The sequence below is a fragment of the Uliginosibacterium sp. H1 genome (genome assembly GCF_036017065.1).
In the GTDB taxonomy this organism is placed as follows: Bacteria; Pseudomonadota; Gammaproteobacteria; order Burkholderiales; family Rhodocyclaceae; genus Uliginosibacterium.
The window spans coordinates 760,197-779,301 of sequence record NZ_JAYXHR010000002.1 but is presented as its reverse complement, the minus strand read 5'-3'; the positions used below and the strand labels follow the sequence as shown (position 1 = coordinate 779,301).

Annotated in this window: 20 protein-coding genes; 7 read left to right on the top strand and 13 right to left on the bottom strand. The window is 68.2% G+C overall.

Annotated features, from left to right (window positions below; genetic code table 11):
- Positions 1-129: 129 nt before the first annotated feature.
- The 3 genes from VVD47_RS13220 (at position 130) to VVD47_RS13210 (ending at position 4,117) form a co-directional block, all read left to right on the top strand.
- Positions 130-816, top strand: coding sequence for a response regulator transcription factor (locus VVD47_RS13220; protein ID WP_327603942.1), 687 nt, complete (start codon positions 130-132; stop codon positions 814-816).
- A 59-nt stretch (positions 817-875) separates the two neighbouring features.
- Entirely contained in the window at positions 876-2,045 is a 1,170-nt protein-coding gene (locus VVD47_RS13215) for a sensor histidine kinase (protein WP_327603941.1), read from the top strand.
- Between the two features lie 137 nt (positions 2,046-2,182).
- Positions 2,183-4,117 (top strand): PhoX family protein, encoded by a 1,935-nt coding sequence (locus VVD47_RS13210; protein WP_327603940.1) that lies wholly within the window; start codon positions 2,183-2,185, stop codon positions 4,115-4,117.
- A 76-nt stretch (positions 4,118-4,193) separates the two neighbouring features.
- Here VVD47_RS13210 and VVD47_RS13205 read toward each other — a convergent pair whose 3' ends face one another.
- Entirely contained in the window at positions 4,194-4,823 is a 630-nt protein-coding gene (locus tag VVD47_RS13205; RefSeq protein ID WP_327603939.1) for a DUF2239 family protein, read from the bottom strand.
- A gap of 197 nt (positions 4,824-5,020) precedes the next feature.
- On the opposite strand from VVD47_RS13205, the gene VVD47_RS13200 reads away from it, so the two are divergent.
- The 3 genes from VVD47_RS13200 (at position 5,021) to VVD47_RS13190 (ending at position 7,620) form a co-directional block, all read left to right on the top strand.
- Positions 5,021-6,037 (top strand): hydroxyacid dehydrogenase, encoded by a 1,017-nt coding sequence (locus VVD47_RS13200; protein WP_327603938.1) that lies wholly within the window; start codon positions 5,021-5,023, stop codon positions 6,035-6,037.
- On the top strand, positions 6,021-6,416 hold the full coding sequence (locus VVD47_RS13195) for a YchJ family protein (RefSeq protein WP_327603937.1): 396 nt from the start codon (positions 6,021-6,023) through the stop codon (positions 6,414-6,416). Before VVD47_RS13200 ends, VVD47_RS13195 begins: the two co-directional genes overlap by 17 nt.
- Before the next feature lie 118 nt (positions 6,417-6,534).
- Positions 6,535-7,620, top strand: coding sequence for a diguanylate cyclase (locus VVD47_RS13190; RefSeq protein WP_327603936.1), 1,086 nt, complete (start codon positions 6,535-6,537; stop codon positions 7,618-7,620).
- A gap of 26 nt (positions 7,621-7,646) precedes the next feature.
- Here VVD47_RS13190 and VVD47_RS13185 read toward each other — a convergent pair whose 3' ends face one another.
- The 12 genes from VVD47_RS13185 to VVD47_RS13135 all read right to left on the bottom strand — a co-directional run bounded on the left by VVD47_RS13185 (position 7,647) and on the right by VVD47_RS13135 (position 17,258).
- Positions 7,647-8,738, bottom strand: coding sequence for an MBL fold metallo-hydrolase (locus tag VVD47_RS13185; protein ID WP_327603935.1), 1,092 nt, complete (start codon positions 8,736-8,738; stop codon positions 7,647-7,649).
- Between the two features lie 84 nt (positions 8,739-8,822).
- Positions 8,823-9,950 carry an ABC transporter ATP-binding protein gene (locus VVD47_RS13180; RefSeq protein WP_327603934.1) on the bottom strand — a complete coding sequence of 376 codons (1,128 nt, stop codon included), beginning with the start codon at positions 9,948-9,950 and terminating at the stop codon, positions 8,823-8,825.
- Positions 9,938-11,665, bottom strand: a complete 1,728-nt coding sequence (locus VVD47_RS13175) for an ABC transporter permease (protein WP_327603933.1) — start codon at positions 11,663-11,665, stop codon at positions 9,938-9,940. Before VVD47_RS13175 ends, VVD47_RS13180 begins: the two co-directional genes overlap by 13 nt.
- Before the next feature lie 16 nt (positions 11,666-11,681).
- Positions 11,682-12,677 (bottom strand): ABC transporter substrate-binding protein, encoded by a 996-nt coding sequence (locus tag VVD47_RS13170; RefSeq protein WP_327603932.1) that lies wholly within the window; start codon positions 12,675-12,677, stop codon positions 11,682-11,684.
- 136 nt (positions 12,678-12,813) lie between these two features.
- Positions 12,814-13,023 (bottom strand): hypothetical protein, encoded by a 210-nt coding sequence (locus VVD47_RS13165; protein WP_327603931.1) that lies wholly within the window; start codon positions 13,021-13,023, stop codon positions 12,814-12,816.
- Positions 13,024-13,038: 15 nt separating this feature from the next.
- Positions 13,039-13,551, bottom strand: coding sequence for a hypothetical protein (locus VVD47_RS13160; RefSeq protein ID WP_327603930.1), 513 nt, complete (start codon positions 13,549-13,551; stop codon positions 13,039-13,041).
- A 51-nt stretch (positions 13,552-13,602) separates the two neighbouring features.
- Positions 13,603-14,007, bottom strand: coding sequence for a GFA family protein (locus VVD47_RS20835; RefSeq protein ID WP_443080984.1), 405 nt, complete (start codon positions 14,005-14,007; stop codon positions 13,603-13,605).
- Positions 14,008-14,236: 229 nt separating this feature from the next.
- Positions 14,237-14,698 (bottom strand): GNAT family N-acetyltransferase, encoded by a 462-nt coding sequence (locus tag VVD47_RS13155; RefSeq protein ID WP_327603929.1) that lies wholly within the window; start codon positions 14,696-14,698, stop codon positions 14,237-14,239.
- 93 nt (positions 14,699-14,791) lie between these two features.
- A complete protein-coding gene (locus VVD47_RS13150; RefSeq protein WP_327603928.1) occupies positions 14,792-15,358 on the bottom strand; it encodes an alpha/beta fold hydrolase in 567 nt (188 codons plus the stop codon).
- Between the two features lie 30 nt (positions 15,359-15,388).
- On the bottom strand, positions 15,389-16,474 hold the full coding sequence (locus VVD47_RS13145; RefSeq protein WP_327603927.1) for a WD40/YVTN/BNR-like repeat-containing protein: 1,086 nt from the start codon (positions 16,472-16,474) through the stop codon (positions 15,389-15,391).
- Between the two features lie 62 nt (positions 16,475-16,536).
- Positions 16,537-16,983 carry a hypothetical protein gene (locus tag VVD47_RS13140; protein ID WP_327603926.1) on the bottom strand — a complete coding sequence of 149 codons (447 nt, stop codon included), beginning with the start codon at positions 16,981-16,983 and terminating at the stop codon, positions 16,537-16,539.
- A 5-nt stretch (positions 16,984-16,988) separates the two neighbouring features.
- Positions 16,989-17,258, bottom strand: coding sequence for a MoaD/ThiS family protein (locus tag VVD47_RS13135; protein WP_327603925.1), 270 nt, complete (start codon positions 17,256-17,258; stop codon positions 16,989-16,991).
- A gap of 561 nt (positions 17,259-17,819) precedes the next feature.
- On the opposite strand from VVD47_RS13135, the gene VVD47_RS13130 reads away from it, so the two are divergent.
- Complete coding sequence (locus tag VVD47_RS13130) at positions 17,820-19,058, top strand: nucleoside recognition domain-containing protein (protein WP_327603924.1); 1,239 nt, start codon at positions 17,820-17,822, stop codon at positions 19,056-19,058.
- Positions 19,059-19,105: the final 47 nt, after the last annotated feature.

Below are 19,105 nucleotides of genomic sequence, written 5' to 3'. Positions count from 1 at the left end.
CAAGGCCGCACCGGCAAAGCTTGCCGATGCGGCGCGTGACGGGCGCTGCGGCGCCTCTCCCCGGCAGGGGGCACAGACGGTCAACCGCTATCATTCAACGATGATGTCAATGCGAGACAGGCCTTTTCCATGAGCCGTGTCCTACTGGTGGATGACGACGCCGAACTCGTGGAGATGATGAAGGAGTATCTCCGGCGCGAAGGCTTCGACGTCGAGACCGCCCACGATGGCGAAGAGGGCCTGCGCCTGGCACTCGGTGGTGACTTCGCCATCGCCGTGCTGGACGTCATGCTGCCGCGCCTGTCCGGCATCGAAGTGCTCAACCGGCTCCGCCAGAAGAGCCGCATGCCGGTGCTGATGCTCACCGCCAAGGGTGACGACATCGACCGCATCATCGGCCTCGAACAGGGTGCGGACGATTACGTCGCCAAGCCCTGCACGGCGCGCGAGATCACGGCGCGCATCCGCGCCATCCTGCGCCGGATCAGTAGCGCACCGGAGCCCGCGGGCGAGCAGCCGGTCATCGCCGGCGAACTGTGCATGTGGCCCGACGAGCGCCGTGCCGAATGGCGGGGCCAGGCACTGGAACTGACCAGCACCGAGTTCAACCTCCTGGAAGTGCTGGCCCGCAATGTCGGCCGCACGATCAGCAAGCAGCAGCTCTCCGACGAGGGGCTCGGACGACCGCAGCAGAAGTTCGACCGCAGCATCGAAGTCCACCTCTCCAAGATCCGCGAGAAGCTCGGCCCGCTGGATGACGGGCGCTCCGTGATCCAGACCGTGTTCCGCCAGGGCTACCAACTGATTCGCCACTAAGAATCCGCCACTGGGCGGCACCTCCGCACGACACGCCACACAACACGTCACCCGCCGCCATGGGCCGCCTGTTCTGGAAACTCTTCCTCGCCATCTTCCTGACCCAGGTGCTGACCGTCTGGGGCGTAGGCGTGCTGATCTGGATCGAGCGCTCCGACAAGCAGAGCGCGGCGTTGCTGCCGCCGCCTCCGGGGCAGCCCGACAGGCGCCCGCCCGGCCCCACGCCTGAAGGCCCCATCGCTGACAGGCCCTTCTCCGGCCCGCCCGGTGACGGCGCGGCGCCACGCCCCGGCTTTTCCCCCGGGCACGGCCCGGGGCCACGTGGCGTCCCGTGGCCACCGCTGGTTGTCGGCCTCGTCGCCAGCCTGATTTCCGCGGCCCTGCTCGCCCGCCACCTGTCGCGCCCCATCGTCGGGCTGCGCAAGGCTTTCGGCGCCGTGGCCGGCGGGGACTTCAGCACCGCCAACCCGGTCGGCAAACCCGGCCGCTGGCGCGATGAACTGAGCGACCTGGCCGGCGATTTCGATCGCACCTCGGCCCAGCTGAAGATGCTGATCGACAACCAGCGCCGCCTGCTGCACGACGTTTCCCACGAGATCCGCTCGCCGCTGGCGCGCATGCAGCTGGCGATCGACCTGGTGCGCCAGCAACCGGAACGCATCCCGGAGAGCATGCAGCGGCTGGAGCGCGAGTCCGCCCGCATCAACCGGCTGGTCGAAGAGCTGCTCACCCTGTCACGACTGCAGGCCGGGGGCTTCGGCAGCCTGGCGGAACGGATCGAGCTGTCCGAGTTGCTGCATGAGCTGGTGGAGGACGCGCGCTTCGAATTCGAGGCCAGAGACTGCAATCTGGTGCTCGCCTGCGCGGAACACGCACAGGTGGAGGGGCGCGGCGAACTGCTGCTGCGCGCGATCGACAACGTGATCCGCAATGCGCTGCGCTACAGCCCCGCCAGCGGCACGGTCTCCATCTCACTGCGCCGTGTCGGCCCGCTGGCCTGCATCCGTGTCGAGGACGAGGGCCCGGGGGTGGCCGAGTCGGCGCTGGACGCCATCTTCGACCCCTTCGTCCGCCTCAATGACTCACGCAGCAACGACGGCTACGGTCTGGGCCTCACCATCACCCGCCAGGCGATCGAAGCCCACGGCGGCAGCGTGCGTGCCCGAAATCGCGAGCAGGGCGGCCTGTGTGTCGAAATGCGCCTGCCGCTGCGCGACCCGGGGGGATGACCTCGGTGTTGCCCTGGGTGTGTGACCTCGGCGTGACGTTTCATCGAACGGTCACATATCTGTAACCCACGCGGATTAGCTTCGTCCGGTTTTCCCGGCCGCCCCGCCAGCGGCCCGCACAACCACGGAGATCCGCAATGGACCAAGCTCACTTCGCCGCCGACGAGGGCGTCAGCAATGACAGCCCGAACCCCAGTTTCGCCGACATCCTGGCCACCGACATCGCACGCCGTCGCCTGCTGCAGGGCAGCCTGGGCGCTGCCGCATTGGGCTTCGTGCCCGGCATGGCTGCCGCTGCCACCGACAAGCCCTCGGTGAAGCTGGGCTTCAAGGCAGTGCCCGTGTCCACCGCCGATGCGGTCGCGGTGCCGGAAGGCTACAACGTCGACCTGCTGTACGCCTGGGGCGACCCGATCTCCAGCGGTCCCGGCTTCAAGGCGGACGGCAGCGGCAGCGCCGCCGACCAGGAGCGCCAGGCCGGCATGCACCACGACGGCATGAGCTACTTCCCGCTCGGCAAGAGCAACAGCGAAGGCTCCGCCCATGGCCTGCTGGTGATGAACCACGAGTACACCGACGACGGCCTGCTGCATGCGGACGGCATGAAGACCTGGAGCGCCGAGAAGGTGCGCAAGGCGCAGGCCGCGCACGGCGTGTCGGTCATCGAGGTGCTGGCCGCCGGCAACCGCTGGAAGGTGGTGCGTCCCTCGCCCTATGCCCGCCGCATCACGGCCAGTTCGCCCATCGGCCTGTCCGGCCCCGCGGCCGGCCACGCGCTGCTGCAGACCAAGGACGACCCGCGCGGCCTGCGTGCCTTCGGCACCTTCAACAACTGCGCCAACGGCCAGACGCCGTGGGGCACCTACCTGACCTGCGAAGAGAACTTCAACGGCTACTTCAGCTCCGCCAAGGAGCCGACCGCCGACGAGAAGCGCTACGGCCTGAAGGAAGGTGGCGCCGGCTATCGCTGGCACGAGTTCGACGAGCGCTTCAATTCGGCGAAGCACCCCAACGAGCCGAACCGCTTCGGCTGGGTGGTGGAAATCGACCCGCTGCGCCCGGACAGCCTGCCGCAGAAGCGCACCGCGCTGGGCCGCTTCAAGCACGAAGGCGCCGACGTGCAGGTGGCGAAGAACGGTCACGTGGTGGTGTACATGGGCGACGACGAGCGCTTCGAGTACATCTACAAATTCGTCAGCGAGAACAAGTTCGACCGCCAGCACCCGGAAGCCAATCGTCACCTGCTGGATCGCGGCACGCTGTACGTCGCGAAGTTCGACGAGTTCGGCGGTGGCGTCTGGCTGCCGCTGGTGCACGGCGAAGGCAAGCTGACCGCGGAGAACGGCTTTCCCGACCAGGGTTCGGTGCTGATCCGTTGCCGCCAGGCGGCCGACGCGGTGGGCGCCACCAAGATGGACCGTCCGGAGTGGATCGCCACCCACCCGAAGACCGGCGAGGTGTTTTGCGCGCTGACCAACAACAGCCTGCGCGCCGACGAGAAGAACCCCGGCACGCTGAACGCCAGCAACCCGCGCCCCAAGAACGTCTTCGGCCACATCATCCGCTGGCGTGAAGCCAAAGGCGACGCCACCGCGAAGAAGTTCGAATGGGACATCTTCGTGCTGGCCGGCGACCCCAAGCACCCGGACGAAGCCCAGCGCGGCAACATCAAGGGCGACGTGTTCGGCAGCCCGGACGGCCTGTGGTTCGATCGCACCGGCCGCCTGTGGATCCAGACCGACGTGTCCACCTCGGTGATCAACAAGGGCGACTACGCCAACATCGGCAACAACCAGATGCTTGTGGCCGACACGGTGACGCGCGAGATCCGCCGCTTCCTGACCGGCCCCTCGGGCTGCGAGGTGACCGGCATCGCCGGCACCCCGGATGGCAAGACGCTGTTCGTGAACATCCAGCACCCGGGCGAGAGCCCCAGCGAACGTGCGGACCCGGAAAAGCCCACCGCCTTCGGCGCCTGGCCGGCGAGCCAGTTCGGCGCCACCCTGGGTGGCCGGCCGCGCTCCGGCACGGTGGTGATCCGCCGCGAGGATGGCGGCGTGGTCGGCGGCTGAGCGCAGGCTCCAGCGCACACCACTGAACAGGGCGTCGTCCGCAAGGGCGGCGCCCTGTTCGTTTCCGGCGCCGGCTTCAGGCCGTAGCGTCGGTGGCGAACGCCGGCGCGGCGAGCCGGCGGGTGTAGTCGCGCGCATCCTGCGGCCAGCCTGCCGTGTGGCCGTCGAACGCCGCCGCATCACCCGCGAACAGCGCGCGCGAGGCTTCCTCGAAGCCCGCCTGGTTGCCCGCCAGGGCCTGCATGACGCGGTAGGCCGCCTCCTGCGCGTGGCGTATCCGCTCGCCCTGCTCGCCTGCCTTGCGGGCGGCGTCCACCAGCTTGCGCAAGGCCACCGAGGCGCCGCCGGACTGGCTGGCCAGCCAGTCCCAGTGGCGCGGCAGCAGGGTCACCTCGCGGGCGACCACGCCCAGCTTCGGCCGCCCCGGCCCACGCGGGCCTTCGGTGGCCGGGTCATCCGCCGGGGCAGGCGGCAGCGTCGCCAGCACCTGTGCCGCATCGCCACGCCAGTCGATGTCGACGGGCCGGCCCTGGGCATCCTCGAAGACGAGCACCTGCGTGTCGGCGGCCCGCGCCAGTTCCGCCTTCACGGCAGTGACCACCGCCGCGAGCGGGCCAGCGGCGATCAGGCGTTCGCCGGCGAAGGCGGCGCACGGTGTCGCGGTGTGGAAGAAGGGGCTGGATCGGGCCTGGAAGCTGGAAGACATGATGGGTACTCGACGGGAGGACTGCGCGACACGGGAATGATTTACCCGGGTTTAATTCCGGATCGAGGCGCAATTTACCCGGATTTAATTCCCGACGCAATATCACCCGGATTAAATTGTGAAGGGCTGCCTCAGCACGCTCCCGTACAATCGCAAGGCAAACGATTTCCTTCCTGATCTGACCTGGTTTTCCCGTCATGACCGCTCCCCGCACCCTGCTCGCCATCACCCCCCGGGAACACGCCGATTTCCTGCCGCCCCCTCTGTTTGGCGAGCTGCAGAAGCTGTTGCCAGCGCTGGAAATCGTCGACCCGCGCGAGCTGGATGCCACGGCCTGGGCGGCCCTGCTCGCCGCACGCCGACCGCAGCTGCTGGTGTCGGGATGGAAGACCCCGGCGCTGCCCGGCGACTACCCGGTGGGACCGGACGCAGCGGACGGCCTGCAGTACCTGTGCCACCTCACCGGCTCGGTGCGCAAGTTCGTCAGCGCGCAGCAAGTCGAGCGCGGCCTGCGGGTCAGCAACTGGGGCAATTCGGTAAGCCGGGTGATGGCCGAGTGCGGCCTGTTCCTCGCCATCGCCGCCCTGCGCCGTGCCAGTCACTGGGCACGCGAGATGCCGCGCGGCGCCTGGAAGGACGATGGCTCGCAATTCCATTCGCTGTTCGAACGGCGGGTCGGCCTGCATGGCTTCGGCGCCATCGCGCGCGAACTGGTGAAGCTGATGCAGCCCTTCGGCGTGCAGGTGCAGACTTATTCGCCCAGCGTGCCGGATGCCGAACTCGCGGCCTGCGGCGTGACGCGCGCGGACACGCTGGCCGAACTGTTCGCACGGAACGACGTGATCGTCGAACTGGCGCCGCTCACCGAGCGTACCCGCGGCCTCGTCGATGAAACCCTGCTGCGCAGCATCCGCCCCGGCGGAGTGTTCGTGAACATCGGCCGCGGCGCGGTGGTGGACGAGGACGCGATGATCCGCGTCGCGCGCGAAGGCCAGGTGCAGTTCGCGCTGGACGTGTTCGCCGTGGAACCGCTGTCCGCCGACTCGCCGCTGCGCAACCTGCCCAACGTCACCCTGCTGCCGCACATGGCCGGCCCGACCGTGGACCGCCGCCGCGATGCCGGCGCGTTTGCGCTGGCGAACATCCGCCGCTACCTTGCGGGCGACGCGCTGCACGCGCAGATCACGCCCGACATCTATGCCCGCCAGACCTGAACCCGCGAAGCAGCCCTGCCCCTGCGGCCTGCCCGCCACCTACGCCGCCTGCTGTGGCCGCTACCACGGCGGCGAAACCGCCCCCACGCCGGAAGCGCTGATGCGCTCGCGTTACAGCGCCTATGCGCTTGGCATCGACAGCTACCTGCTGTCGACCTGGCATGCCTCGACGCGTCCCGCGGAACTCGGCGGCGACGGCTCGCCGAAGTGGATCGGGCTCAGGGTGCTGTCCAGCGCGCTGCAGGACGACCATCACGGCACGGTGGATTTCGAGGCGCGCTGCCGCATCGGTGGACGCGCGGAACGTTTGCGCGAACATTCACGTTTCGTGCGCGAGGACGGCCGCTGGTACTACGTCGACGGCGATCATCCGGGCTGATCCGGCCTGAGCCGGCATCAGCGCACATGACGATGGGCTTTATCTGAGCGCCGACAGGTAGCCGTCGCGACACTCGCGGTAGAGTGAGGGCCTCTGTGCTTTCACCCTTGCCGGCTTCATGGATCAGCGCGCTTCGTCCCTCGCCTCGCCACTTGCAGCGACCCGCCTGGAGATCCGTCATCAGCGTGGCCTGAGCCTGGTGCGGCGCATCTGGGGACCACGCACCGTCGGCCTCGGTCTCGGCGCCGTCGCGGTGGGTGCGGCGTTGCTGCAAGTCGGTGCACCGGCTTGGTTGTGGCCGCTGGTGATCCTCAACGGCCTGCTGTGGCCGCACATCGCCTTCTGGTGGGCCAGCCGCTCGGCCAACCCTTTCGAGGCCGAGCACCGCAACCTGCTGATCGATTCCGTTTCCGGCGGGTTCTGGGTGGTGGCGATGAGCTTCAACCTGCTGCCCAGCGTGCTGATCCTCACCATGCTGAGCATGGACAACATCGCCGTCGGTGGCGTGCGCCTGTTCCTGCGCGGACTGGTGGCGCACCTCGCCGGCGTGATGCTGGCCTTCATCGCGCTGGATGTCCGCCACCAGCCGACCGCCAGCCTCGCCACCATCGCCGCCTGCATTCCCTTCCTCGTGGTGTATCCCATCCTCATCGGCGTGGTGACCTACAGGCTGTCGCTGAAACTCAGCCAGCAGAAGCAGGAACTCAAGCTCGCCCACGAACGCGACCCGCTGTCCGGCCTGTTCAGCCGCGCGCACTGGCAGCAGCGCCTGGAAGAGGAGTTCGCCCGCGCCAGCCGCCACGGCCGCCCGTCCAGCCTGCTGCTGCTGGACGCCGACCACTTCAAGACCATCAACGACACCTACGGCCACGCCTGTGGCGACGAGGCGATCCGCCACCTGGGCCACCTGATCCAGGTGCAGGTGCGACACAGCGACATCGCCGGCCGCGTCGGCGGCGAGGAGTTTGCGGTGATCCTGCCGGAGACCGACGCCAGCCACGCGATGCGCCTGGCGGAGCGTGTCCGCGATGCACTGGCGTCCTCGCCGCTGCCTTTCAACGCGGAGCAGTACCTGACGGTGAGCATCGGCATCGCGGAGCTGTCCTCGTCCATCGAGAGCAGCCCGCAGTGGCTGGAGCAGGCCGACCAGGCGCTGTACGCCGCCAAGCGCGCAGGCCGCAACGTCGTCAGGCTGGCAGCCTGAAGCCCACGGCGTGGCGGTGCCGATCGCTACAGCGCGACCGGCGTATCCAGCAACACCAGCGCCGGACTGAAGGCCGCCTGCCAGGCGCGGTGATGGCGCGCGTCACCGAAGGCCGGCAACACGATCTGCGGCTTCATCGCGGCCACCAGGTCGCGCAACTGCGTCAGCGTGGGGTGCACATGCCAGCGCGCGAAACCTGCGCGGCCACTGTCGTACAGGGACTCCGCCAGCGTGCCGCGCGCCACGTGCCCCGAGAACAGAATGGCCACCTCGTCGGCGCGCTGCTGCCAGCGTTCGCACAGCTGCCCCGCCACGCCGCCCTCGGCATCCGCGGTGGCGGCAATCATCAGCGCCTGCGGCGGCGTATCGGCGGACAGCGCCAGCGCCGTGCTGCGACAGTCCCGCAGCAGCGCGGCGGCACCCGGCCGCAACACGGCACTGCCGTCACCCGACAGGTAGTCGACGAGCTGGAGCTGTTGCGGGCACAGCGCGGGACGCATGCCGTAGGCGGTGGCGAAGGCGGCCATCTCCGGGCCACGGCCACCGGCCGGCGCGGGCAGCAGTGCGGGTTTGTGCAGCACCGCCTCCAGCCAGGCCACGCGCGCGGCGTCCACGTCGGTGTCGTCGTCACCGTAGGACGCATCCAGCAGCATCACCCGCGCGGGCGGCGGCGGGTCGCAGGCATACAGCAGCGATGCGGCGAAGTGGTCGCCCATGTAGAGGAAGCCGCCTTCGACGCCCAGATGCATCCAGATGCCGCCGGGGGCGTGGCCGCTGCGGCCGGTCTGCAGCGGCAGGCCGCACACCGTGGTGGCGCCTTGCAGGGGCAGCTCCACGATGCGGGCCTCGCGCAGGCGGCGATGGCCGGTCGCCTGCGCCGCCACGGTGGCGTACACGGGCGGATCGCCGAGCAGGTCCAGCATGTCCAGCGCGGCGCAGTGGTCGGCATGGCCGTGGCTGAGCAGCACGGCGTCCACCGGCCCCACGTCCTCCACGTCCGGCCGCACGCCGGCGTCCGGGCCGGCGCCCAGGTCGAACAGCAGGCGGCGGCCAGCGACTTCCAGCAGGAAACAGGCCGGCCCCTTGCTGCCCAGCCCGGAAATGGCGTGCAGTTGCATCCCGTGACTTCCGATGATTTTCGATGGTTTCCGATTGCGGATGTCAGGGCCGCGATGTGCGTCCCGTCCCACCGATCCTCCAGCTCAGGCGGCCGGCAACAGCCAGCCGTCGCGCACCGTCAGGCGCGCCGGCCCCGGCACTGGCCGCTGCGTGCATTCCACCCGCAGCAGCGCCTGGGGCTCCGCATCCGGCCGCACCGTGGCGATGTACACGCCGCCGCGATACGCGCTGTCCACCACCTGACAACGCAGGCCGACCGAAGTGCCACCGGGCAGCTGCACCGGCTCCAGGCTGAAGTCGCGCGGGCGGAAGCAGGCCGTTGCCGTCGCGCGTCCATCGGCGACGCCGCGCAACAGGCAGGCCATGCCCCACAGCCCGGCCTGCGTCAGGCCATCGCCGGCGTCGGCCCACACCGTCACCGGCAACACCATGCCGCCGCCGACGAACTCCGCCACCATGCGGCAGGACGGCTCCCGGTAGAGCTGTTCCGGCGCGGCATCCTGGCGCACCAGCCCGTCCTCCATCACCACCACGCGGTCGGCCAACGACATGGCCTCGGCGTGATCGTGCGTGACGTGGATGAAGGTCGCGCCCAGCTCGCGGTTGAGGCGGCGGAACTCGTGCTGCATCGCTTCGCGCAGATGGGTGTCGAGGTTGGCCAGCGGCTCGTCGAGCAACACCACCGGCGGGCGCATCGCCAGGCAACGTGCGAGTGCGACGCGCTGGCGCTGGCCGCCGGACAGTTGCGCGGGCTGGCGACTGGCCAGGTCCGACAGGCCCACCACCGCGAGCGCTTCGTCGACGCGGCGACGCTGCTCGGCCGGCGGCAGCTTGCGCAGCGACAACGCGAAGCCCACGTTGTCGGCCACCGTCATGTGCGGCCACAGCGCGTAGGACTGGAACACCATGCCCAGCCCGCGCTGCTCCGGCGGCAGATGATGCTGTGCGCCGGACATGCTGCGGCCTTCCAGCTGCAGGCTGCCTTCGTCGGGCCGCTCGAAGCCGGCGATGACGCGCAGCAGGGTCGTCTTGCCGCAGCCAGACGGCCCCAGCAGGGCGATGTACTCCCCCGGCGCGGCCTGCAGGTCGACGCCGCGCAATGCATGCGTCAGGCCGAAGCTCTTGACGACGCCCTGCGCCAGCACGCGGGGAGCAACGGGCACAGCCGCACCGGTGGGGGCGGCGAGATCGGCGGGGTTCAGGCTTGCCATGGCACGGTACCGGGAGGGAGCCTGCGCGCCAGCAGCGACATGACGATGGCAAGCAGCAGGGTGACGGTGATGGACATGACCGCGACCGCCGAGGCCGCCGGCGAGTTACCTTCGTAGTGCAGCATGAAGACCACCACGCCCAGCGTTTCGGCGCCGGTGGACCACAGCAGCGCGGACACGGTCAGCTCGTTGAAGGCGGTCATGAACACCAGGATGGCGCCGGCCGCCACCGAGGGCGCCACCAGCGGCAGCAGCACGCGGCGCAGGCGGGTCAGCACGCCGGCGCCGGCCATCTGCGCGGCTTCGTCCACCGCGCGGTCCAGCGTCTCGAAGGCCGCGCCCGCCGGCCGCAAGGCCAGCGGCAGGAAGCGCGACAGGTAGGCCACGAAGATGATGCCCAGCGTGCCGTACAGCGACACGCCCAGCAGCGGCAGCGGCTTGAGGAACACCAGGATCACGCCGATGGACAGCACGATGCCGGGCACCGCGTAGGGCGCGTCGGCCACCGCGTCCAGCACCCGCACGGCGCGCACGCGGCGCAGGGTGGCGAGGTAGGCGAAGGGCACCGCCACCAGCGCGCAGGCCAGCGCCGCCGACGCGGCCAGCATGAAGCTGTTGGCGAAGGCGCGCAGCACGTTGCTCTGCCCCAGTACGCTGCGGTAGTGCGCCAGGCTCGCGGTGTCCGCGTTCAGCGGCACGCCGACCGCCGGCACCAGCGAGCCGGCAACGAGGGCGAACAGGGGCAGCAGGCAGCAGAAGCCCAGCAACAGCCACAGCAGCGCCTCCGCCCACGGCCGCCGCGCGCCGAGCGCGAAGGGCTGCAGCGGCGCGCCACGCTCGATGCTGCCGGTGCGTCGCACCAGCCAGGCGCGCAGGCCCAGGCCCGCCGCCGCCAGCAGCACCAGCAACACGCCGATGACCGACACCTCGCCCAGCACCTTGGGGCCGAAGCCGTTGAGGCGCTGGTAGATCAGCGTGGTGAGCATCGGGAAGCGGCCGGGAATGCCCAGCAGGGCCGGCACGCCGAAGTTGCCGATGGCCGACACGAAGGCCACCGCCGCACCGGCCAGCATGGCGGGACGCAACAACGGCAGCAGGATGCGACGGGTGACGAGGAGCGGCGAGGCGCCCGCGAGACGCGCCGCCTCCACCAGGTCGCGCGGCAGGTTGCGCATGGCGGCGCGCACCGCGAGGAACACCACCGCGGAATGCTCGACACCCATCACCAGCGCGACACCGGTGCCGGAGTACAAGGGGTTGGGCGTGCCCGGCGCCGGTGCCAGCCCCAGCGGCGCGAGGATGGCACTGCCCGGCCCCAGCAGTTCCGCCCAGGCCATGGCGAGGATCTGCGGCGGGATCAGCAGCGGCAGCAGGAACACGAACACCGCCGACGCCCGCGCCCGCACGTCGGTGAGCCCGAGCAGCAAGGCCACGCTGGTACCCAGCAGCATCGACACCAGCGTGGCGCCAGCGGATGCCGCCAGCGTGTTGCGGAAGGCGCGCCACACCCGCGTGCTGTCCCAGGCTTCCGCGAACAGCGCGAAGGGCTGGCCGGGCACCGCGCTGAAGGCTTCCACGAACAGCCGCGCCAGCGGCCATGCGCACAGCACCAGCACCCACAGCAGCAGCGCGGCCGTCAGGGCGTGCTCGGCAGAAAAGCGCGGAGCGGCACCGGTAAACGACGACGGCCGCGCCAGCGGCGCGACCGTCTGCAAGGCATTGCCGGACAGATCAGCCTCCGAAGATGTCGGCGAACTTCTTCTTGTTGGCTTCGTCGTCCTTCAGCAGCGTGCCGTTGTCGGCGTTCAGGAACTTCAGGCCGTCCACCTGCGGGTAGCCGGCAGGCGGCGCCACGCCGGCGAACACCGGGAAGTAGCCCTGGCCCACCGACTGGCGCTGCGCCGCCTCCGACAGTTGCCAGTCCACGAAGGCCTTGGCCGCCGGCAGGTTCTTGCTGGTCTTGAGGATGGCCACCGGCTGCGAGATGACACTCACGCCTTCCGCCGGAAACACGAAGTCCACCGGCGAGCCCTTGGTCTTGGCGTTGAAGGCCATGTACTCGATGAGGATGCCGTAGGCCTTCTCGCCCTTGGCCACCGCCTCGATGACGTTGCCGTTACCCTTGCTGGCCATCGCGCCGCCGTCGGCCAGCTTCTCGTAGTAGCCCCAGCCGAAGGCCTTGTTCTGCACCACGGTGCCGACGTGGATGGCCGCCGCGCCGGAGTACAGCGGGCTGGGCATGATCAGCGAGGACGCCACGTTCTTCGCCAGCAGGTCGTTCCAGGACTTCGGCGGCGTCTTCACCAGATTGCGGTTATAGACGATGCCAGTGGTGATCAGCTTGGTGCCGAAGAAGGTCATGTCGGGATCGACCAGCGCCTTCGGCAGCTTGCCCACCGGCGCTTCCTTGTAGGCCAGCAGGCGGCCGTCGTTCTTCAGCTGGGTGGCCGCCACCGCATCGGCGATCAGCACCACGTCCGCCTGCGGCGCGCCGGCCGTGAACTCCGCCTGCAGCTTGTTCATCACCTCGGTGGTGCCGGAACGGAAGACTTCCACCTTCACGTTCGGGTACTGCTGGTTGAAGGCCTTGATCGCCTCCGCCATCTGGTCGCTGGGCTGCGAGGTGTACAGCGTGATGGTGCCGCTCTGGGCGAAGGCAGCGGTGGACAGCAACGCGGCGGCGACAGCCACCAGACCGCCACGCAGGCGGGTCGACAGGGTGTTCATGGGAAACGCTCCGGCAGGTTAGCTGCGGGAGCGTATTTCAGGACGATGACGGAGACGTTACAGCCGGCGGCGCGCGGGTCGGCGGCGCTTCTGTCCACCCATGCACCATGACCTCGGCGAAGACCTGCACTACTTCTTACTTGGTTCCGGTGCGTGCCTTCTCGTAATCCGGATAGCTCATCCTGTTGATACGCGACAGACACTGCTCGGCATCAGCGGGTCTCAGCCTGCATGTTGTCTCCATGTTGCTCTGAAAGGCGTTGTACCAGTGCTTGGTCGTGCAGCCAGTCGTCAGCGACACGGCGACCATCAACGACGTGACAAGGAAAGCGTGTTTCGTTTTCATCGTGCTGCTCCGTGATCAGCGCCAGGTACTGCGGGACGCGGCGTTGCGGGGGAATGCCTTCAGGGCGAAGTCCAGCGCACGTGGACTGTAGCTCAGGCCGCGCAATTCGATTGCGTGATCCGCGCCACCGACAAGTCGCCGGATGCCGTGCTGCAAGCCCGTGTCCGCAGGCATCGCACTGGCCTTCAGGTTCAGCAGGATGCGGGCGCCGCCGGCAACGATCCCGATCCGCTCGATCTCGCTCCACGCGAAGGCCCGGCCCCCTCTCACGTCGTTCACGCCTTCTTCGTCGATGATCAGGGCCACACCCCGGTCGGACAGCGCCTCCCACATCCCCTTGCCGATGGCGCCGCCAATGCACAGCGCAGCGAATGCGAAGAAACAACCGACCGCAATCCAGATCCTTTCATCGCTCGTCAGCGCGATGACCAGCGCCCAGATACCGCCCGCGAGCATGAAGACCACGAACGGCAGCGTGAACACCAGCGTCCAGCGACTGCGGCGCAGATGAAGGGCTTCGGGTTTCATGAATCCACTCCATCGCTCCTGGATTGTTGGGGCGTGCGCAGGATGAAAGACTCAACGGACACGAGGTGCGTGCTCCTGGAACTGTGGCAAGTCGTCAGTAATATCCTGCCAAGGAGCTTTTGAGCCCACGAAGAGGTGAGCCTTCGGCGCAATGCCGGGCTCCTCGGTCAAGGTCCCCATCCGTATGTGGGCGACACCGGCCTCCGGTTTGATCGAGAACAGATTCGAGCCACACACCTTGCAGAACCTCAGGACGCTGTCCCGACCCTTTGCATAGCTCGACAACTGCTCCTCCCCCGCCGTGACACGAAGCGCGTCTAGCGGAACACCCGCAAAGGAGTTGAAAGCGGCACCCGAGGCCTGGCGACACTGGGAGCAGTGGCAGTTCCCCGCATAGATGAAAGCTGCGCTGGTTTCGTACTGCACAGCGCCACACAGACATCTTCCGTTCGGCATTTTCTTGCTCCTCAGTGGAACGGGACGTTCCGGCTCAGCCCTGGGAGGTCAGCTGCAAATCCACCAGTCGGGCCCGATAGTTCGTCTATGGAACACCATGGCAGGATCGGCGAGTTCTGCCAGCGTGATCCTCAGCTTCGGCAGCAGATGGCTCGGCACTGCCCAGCACGCACACCTGTGGTTGCCGGTACCTGTTCGCCATGCTCCTGCTCCTTGTACGTGCGTGTCGTCACGCCGGGTCGGCCAGTGCCATGCGCAGCACCGGGTACGGCCGCCCCTGGTCATCCAGCGCCTGCCGGTCCGTCACCACGAAACCGCGTGCGCGGTAGAAGGCGGTGGCCTCCGCGTTCTGCTCGTTCACCGTCACGCGCGTCACGCCGAGATGGCGGATCGCGTGATCCACCAGCGCCGAACCGTGTCCCTTGCCGCGATACCGGTCGGCGACGAACAACATGTGCAGCTCGCCTTCGCTCGCGTGCATGAATGCGCAGGGATGGCCGTCCTCGCCGCGGGTGACGAACATCGGCACGCAAGCGGGCAACAGCGTCTCCAGCAACGCGTGGATCTCGTCCAGGTGCTGGTGGGATACGAAGTGGTGGGTGGCGCCGGTCGAGTCCCGCCATATCGCCAGCAAGGCGGGCGAAAGTGTTGCGGGGGTGATTTCGGTGACGACGATCATCGGACGACTCATGCCACTGCAACCCGGAAGTATCTGGAGGACGACGCGCATCTTACCGGCGTCCGGCGAGCACCCGGCGCTACCGGTTCCGGACGTCGGCCCAGCTCAGCGGTCGTCGCGTATCGGCAGCGCGCGTATGTCCTGCACCAGTTCGCGCAGACCGTTGGCGAAGGTGTGACCGCCGCCTTTCACCTGGCGGACCCTGGCCCGCGGAATGGCTCTGGCATAGCGGGACAGATGATCGACCGGCACCACTTCATCGTCCTGGCTCTGGTAGAGATGGATCGGGAGCGCGTCCGGCAGGAAGTGCGAGAAGTCATCGCGCAACACGAACTCCTCGATCTGCCAGCCCGGACTTCCCCAGAAAGGCGCGGCCACCACGAAGAGCGCGTCTGCGCCGACAGTGCGCTGCGTTTCGGACAGGTACTTGAGCAGCATCGATCCGCCCAGGGAATGGCCGATGAGGATACGGGGCGAGCGTCGCGCCGGCAGCAGTTTCTCCAGCTTCTGTTTCCAGCGTTCGCAGGAAGGCTCGTCGGGCACGGGCATCCGCGGGCAGGTCAGCGTGTAGCCGGGCCCCAGCTCGCGCCGGAGGTGCTTCACGAGCAGCGAACTTCCCTGGCCGCCGGCCTGCGTACCGGCGCTGTGGATGAAGAGGACGTCGATCGTCATGGGCGCGGGCTGCAGTGACGGCGCTGGCGGTCAGCCGCAGACCCCGTCGAACCTCACTGCGAACACCGGCGGCAGGTGGTTGCTCACCGTCTGCCAGCTGTCGCCGCCGTCGCCGCTCGCCCACAGGTTGCCGGTGGTGCTGCCCATCATCAGGTGCTGGCCGTCGGGCGACACGGCGAGGCCGTGGCGGTAGACGAGGTCGTAGCAGTGCTCCTGCGGCAGGCCCTTGCGCAGTTCCTCGAAGGTCTTGCCACCGTCCTGCGTGCGATGCACGAAGAGCGCGTTCTCCACCGGCACACGACGCTCGTCCTTCACTGCGGGGACGAACCATGCCGTCTCCGGGTCGTGCGGATGCGCCGCCACGGTGAAGCCGAAGTTGGTCAGTGGCGGGAAGAGCTCGCTCCAGTTGGCGCCACCGTTGGTGGTTCGCCAGATGCCGTTGTGATGCTGGCACCACAGCACCTGCGGCGAGCGGGCGCATTGCGCGATGAGGTGCACGTCCTGGATGTTCTCGTCACCCTGCCGCTCCGGCGGCATGAAGTCGGCACGCAGGCCCTGCGCGCGCGGACGCCAGCCGGCGCCGCCGTCCTCGGTGAACCAGACGCCGCCGCAACTGATGGCGAGGTGCAGCCGGCGCGGGTCCTGCGGGTCGATGCACAGGCTGTGGATGCCGGGCACATCGTAGCCGCCGCCCATCCATTCGCGGCGCGCCGGCATGTTCCACAAGGACTCGACCAATTGCCAGGATTCGCCACGATCCGTCGAGCGGAACAGGCCGCCCGGCAAGGTGCCGGCCCAGATGACGCCATCCGCCGCGGCCATCGACCACACCTGCACCAGCTTCCACGGCACGTCACCTTCCACGCCGTCGGGCTGCGCCGGGTAGGCCGGCGTGGCGATCTCGCGCCAGGTGGCGCCGTCGTCGTCCGAGGCGTGCAGCTTCACGCCGAAATGGCCGAGGTTCAGCGCCGCGATCATCGGATGATCCGGCCCCGCCGGCAGGAACATGGTCACCGGATCGGCGAGGAAACTGACGCGACCGATGCGCCAGGTCCTGCCCTCGCGCAGCAGTTCGAAGAGTCCTTTGCGGGTGGATGCCCAGGCGCGCAGTGTCATGAGAAGTCACCTTTCATGTGGGAGCCGCGTCGATACAGACAAGGGACCGTCGAGACGATGATTCAATCTCGCGGCTGGCAAATCAGCTCCCGGTCCCATGCTCCGGACCATGACCGGAAAACCAACCTGTCCGCGTAGGGAAAATCAATGTTCGAGTCAGGCCAGTCCGCTTCGGAGGACAAATGGGAGAAGCACAAGTTGCCGTCCCGCCAGTAGGAAACCACCGAGCAACTATCCGAGACAATCTTTCCTATCAATGCCAGCGCCTCATCGTCCAGCGCATCGAAGTGCCCGTGATAGCGGTCGAAGTGAACAGTTACCTGCAGGTCAAAGGTATTGATCTCCAGGTCGCCGGCAATACGCGGGTTAGGCACCGGGATCGCCACGACAAGGGCTTTTTCTCCGCCGTCGTCCTCTGCCCGAGCATGTACCTCCCAGTCCGGATAGTGCTGGAATAGCCCACTCGCCACAGCACGATCAAATGCGCCGAGCATCTCGATCTCAGACAACTCTTTCAACCTCCCGACAATGCCGGCAGCACGAAGACCTCGCTGCCCGGCGACAGCGCGACGTCGAGTCGCTGGCGATCCCTGATCAGTTCGCCGTCGATGAAGATGGCGACGTGCTTGCGTACGTGTCCCTGCTCGTCCAGCACATAGCCACGCAGACGCGGGTTGGCGGCGAAGCTGGCCTCCAGGGCGTCGTGCAGGGTAGCCGCTGGCGCATCCACAGTCGGCGTGTCGGTGAAGCGCTGCAATTGTGGCGTGAGGACGACGCGGGCCATGGGTGTCGGGCAGCAATCGGACGTCGCATGATGCGCCTGCCAGTCGCCGGCTTCAATCGGCATTGTCCAACGGTCGTGGGGTGGCCACGACCTGTCTTTCGCTGACAGCACGCCATGGCGATGTAAGCACCGCCCCCTCCCCTCTGCAGCCGCCGAGCAGCACAGCCGTGACGAGGAATCGCGCGCAGCGCGACGGCGAGCATGTCTGAGCACCGAAGGCCGAGCGAAGCGACAGACTGAGGGCGAGTTGCGGAGCCGCTCGTCACGGCGAGCAGCGCAGGGGACCACGCAAAGCGTGGCGGCGGAAGCGGGGCGGCTTTCTTTGGGTTCTTTCTTTGTCCGCACAAAGAAAGAACCTCGCCCGCCGGGGCGAGTCCCGGCACAGCCTCACGATGAACCGCCAACCTACGCCGTGAGCCGGTAGACAACGCCACAACACAAATCAAAGTCGCTGGATTCCCGCTTCCGCGGGAATGACGAGGCAAGTGGGTTGATCGACCACCTCCAACGACCCACGCCCTTGGCACCTCGCAGGCGCCTCGCCCCGCTACACTCCACCCCATGGTCCTCAACGCAATCTGGCTGCTGTTCTTCTTCGCCGCCTTCGTCGCCTGCCTGTTCCACTGGCTGGTGCTGGGCGATGCCGGCGTCTTCAGCAAGGTGATGACCGAGTCCTTCACGATGTCGAAGACCGCCTTCGAGATCGCGCTGGGCCTCACCGGCGTGCTGACCTTCTGGCTGGGCATCATGAAGGTGGGCGAGAAGGCCGGCGCGGTGCAGATGCTGGCGCGCGCGGTGGACCCGCTGTTCCGCCGCCTCTTCCCCGGCATTCCGTCCGGCCACCCCGCCACCGGCTCGATGCTGATGAACATCAGCGCCAACATGCTGGGCCTGGACAACGCCGCCACGCCGCTGGGCCTGAAGGCGATGAAGGAGCTGCAGGAGCTGAACCCGGACAAGGACACGGCCAGCGACGCGCAGGTGCTGTTCCTGATCCTCAACGGCGCGGGGCTGACGCTCATTCCGGTGAGCGTGATGACCTACCGCGCGCAGCTCGGTGCGGCGAATCCGGCCGACGTGTTCCTGCCCATCCTGCTCGCCACCTTCTTCGGCACACTGGCCGGGCTGGTGTCGGCGAGCTTCTTCCAGAACATCCAGCTACGTCACCCGGTGGTGCTCTCCTGGCTGGCCGGCATGGTCGCCGCCGTGGCGGGCAGCCTGATGTACTTCGCACGCCTGTCCGCCGCCGAGCTGTCCGCCACCAGCGCACTGGTCAGCGGGCTGGTGCTGTTCGGCGTCATCGTCGCCTTCCTGCTGCTGGCAGTGCGGCGCAAGGTGCAGGCCTTCGAGGCCTTCATCGAAGGCGCGCGCGAGGGCTTCAGCACCGCGGTGATGGTGATCCCCTACCTCGTGGCCATCCTCGTCGGCATCGCGGTGTTCCGCGCCAGCGGCGCGATGGACCTGCTGATGCGCGGCGTGGCGAACGTGCTGGGTTTCTTCGGTGTGCCCGGCGACATCGTGCCGGCCCTGCCCACCGCGCTGATGAAGCCGCTGTCCGGCAGCGGCGCGCGCGGCATGATGATCGACACCATGCAGACCCTCGGCCCCGACAGCTTCGCCGGCCGCCTGAGCGCCCTGTTCCAGGCCTCGTCGGACACCACCTTCTACGTCATCGCGGTGTACTTCGGCGCCGTCGGCATCCGCAAGACGCGGCACACCGTGCCGTGCAGCCTGATCGCGGATGCAGTGGCGATCATCGCGGCGATTGCGATGGCGTATCTGTTCTTTCCGCCGGGCTGAACCCGTCCACGCCACCCTCCACGCCGATCCGCACCGTCACAGCGATC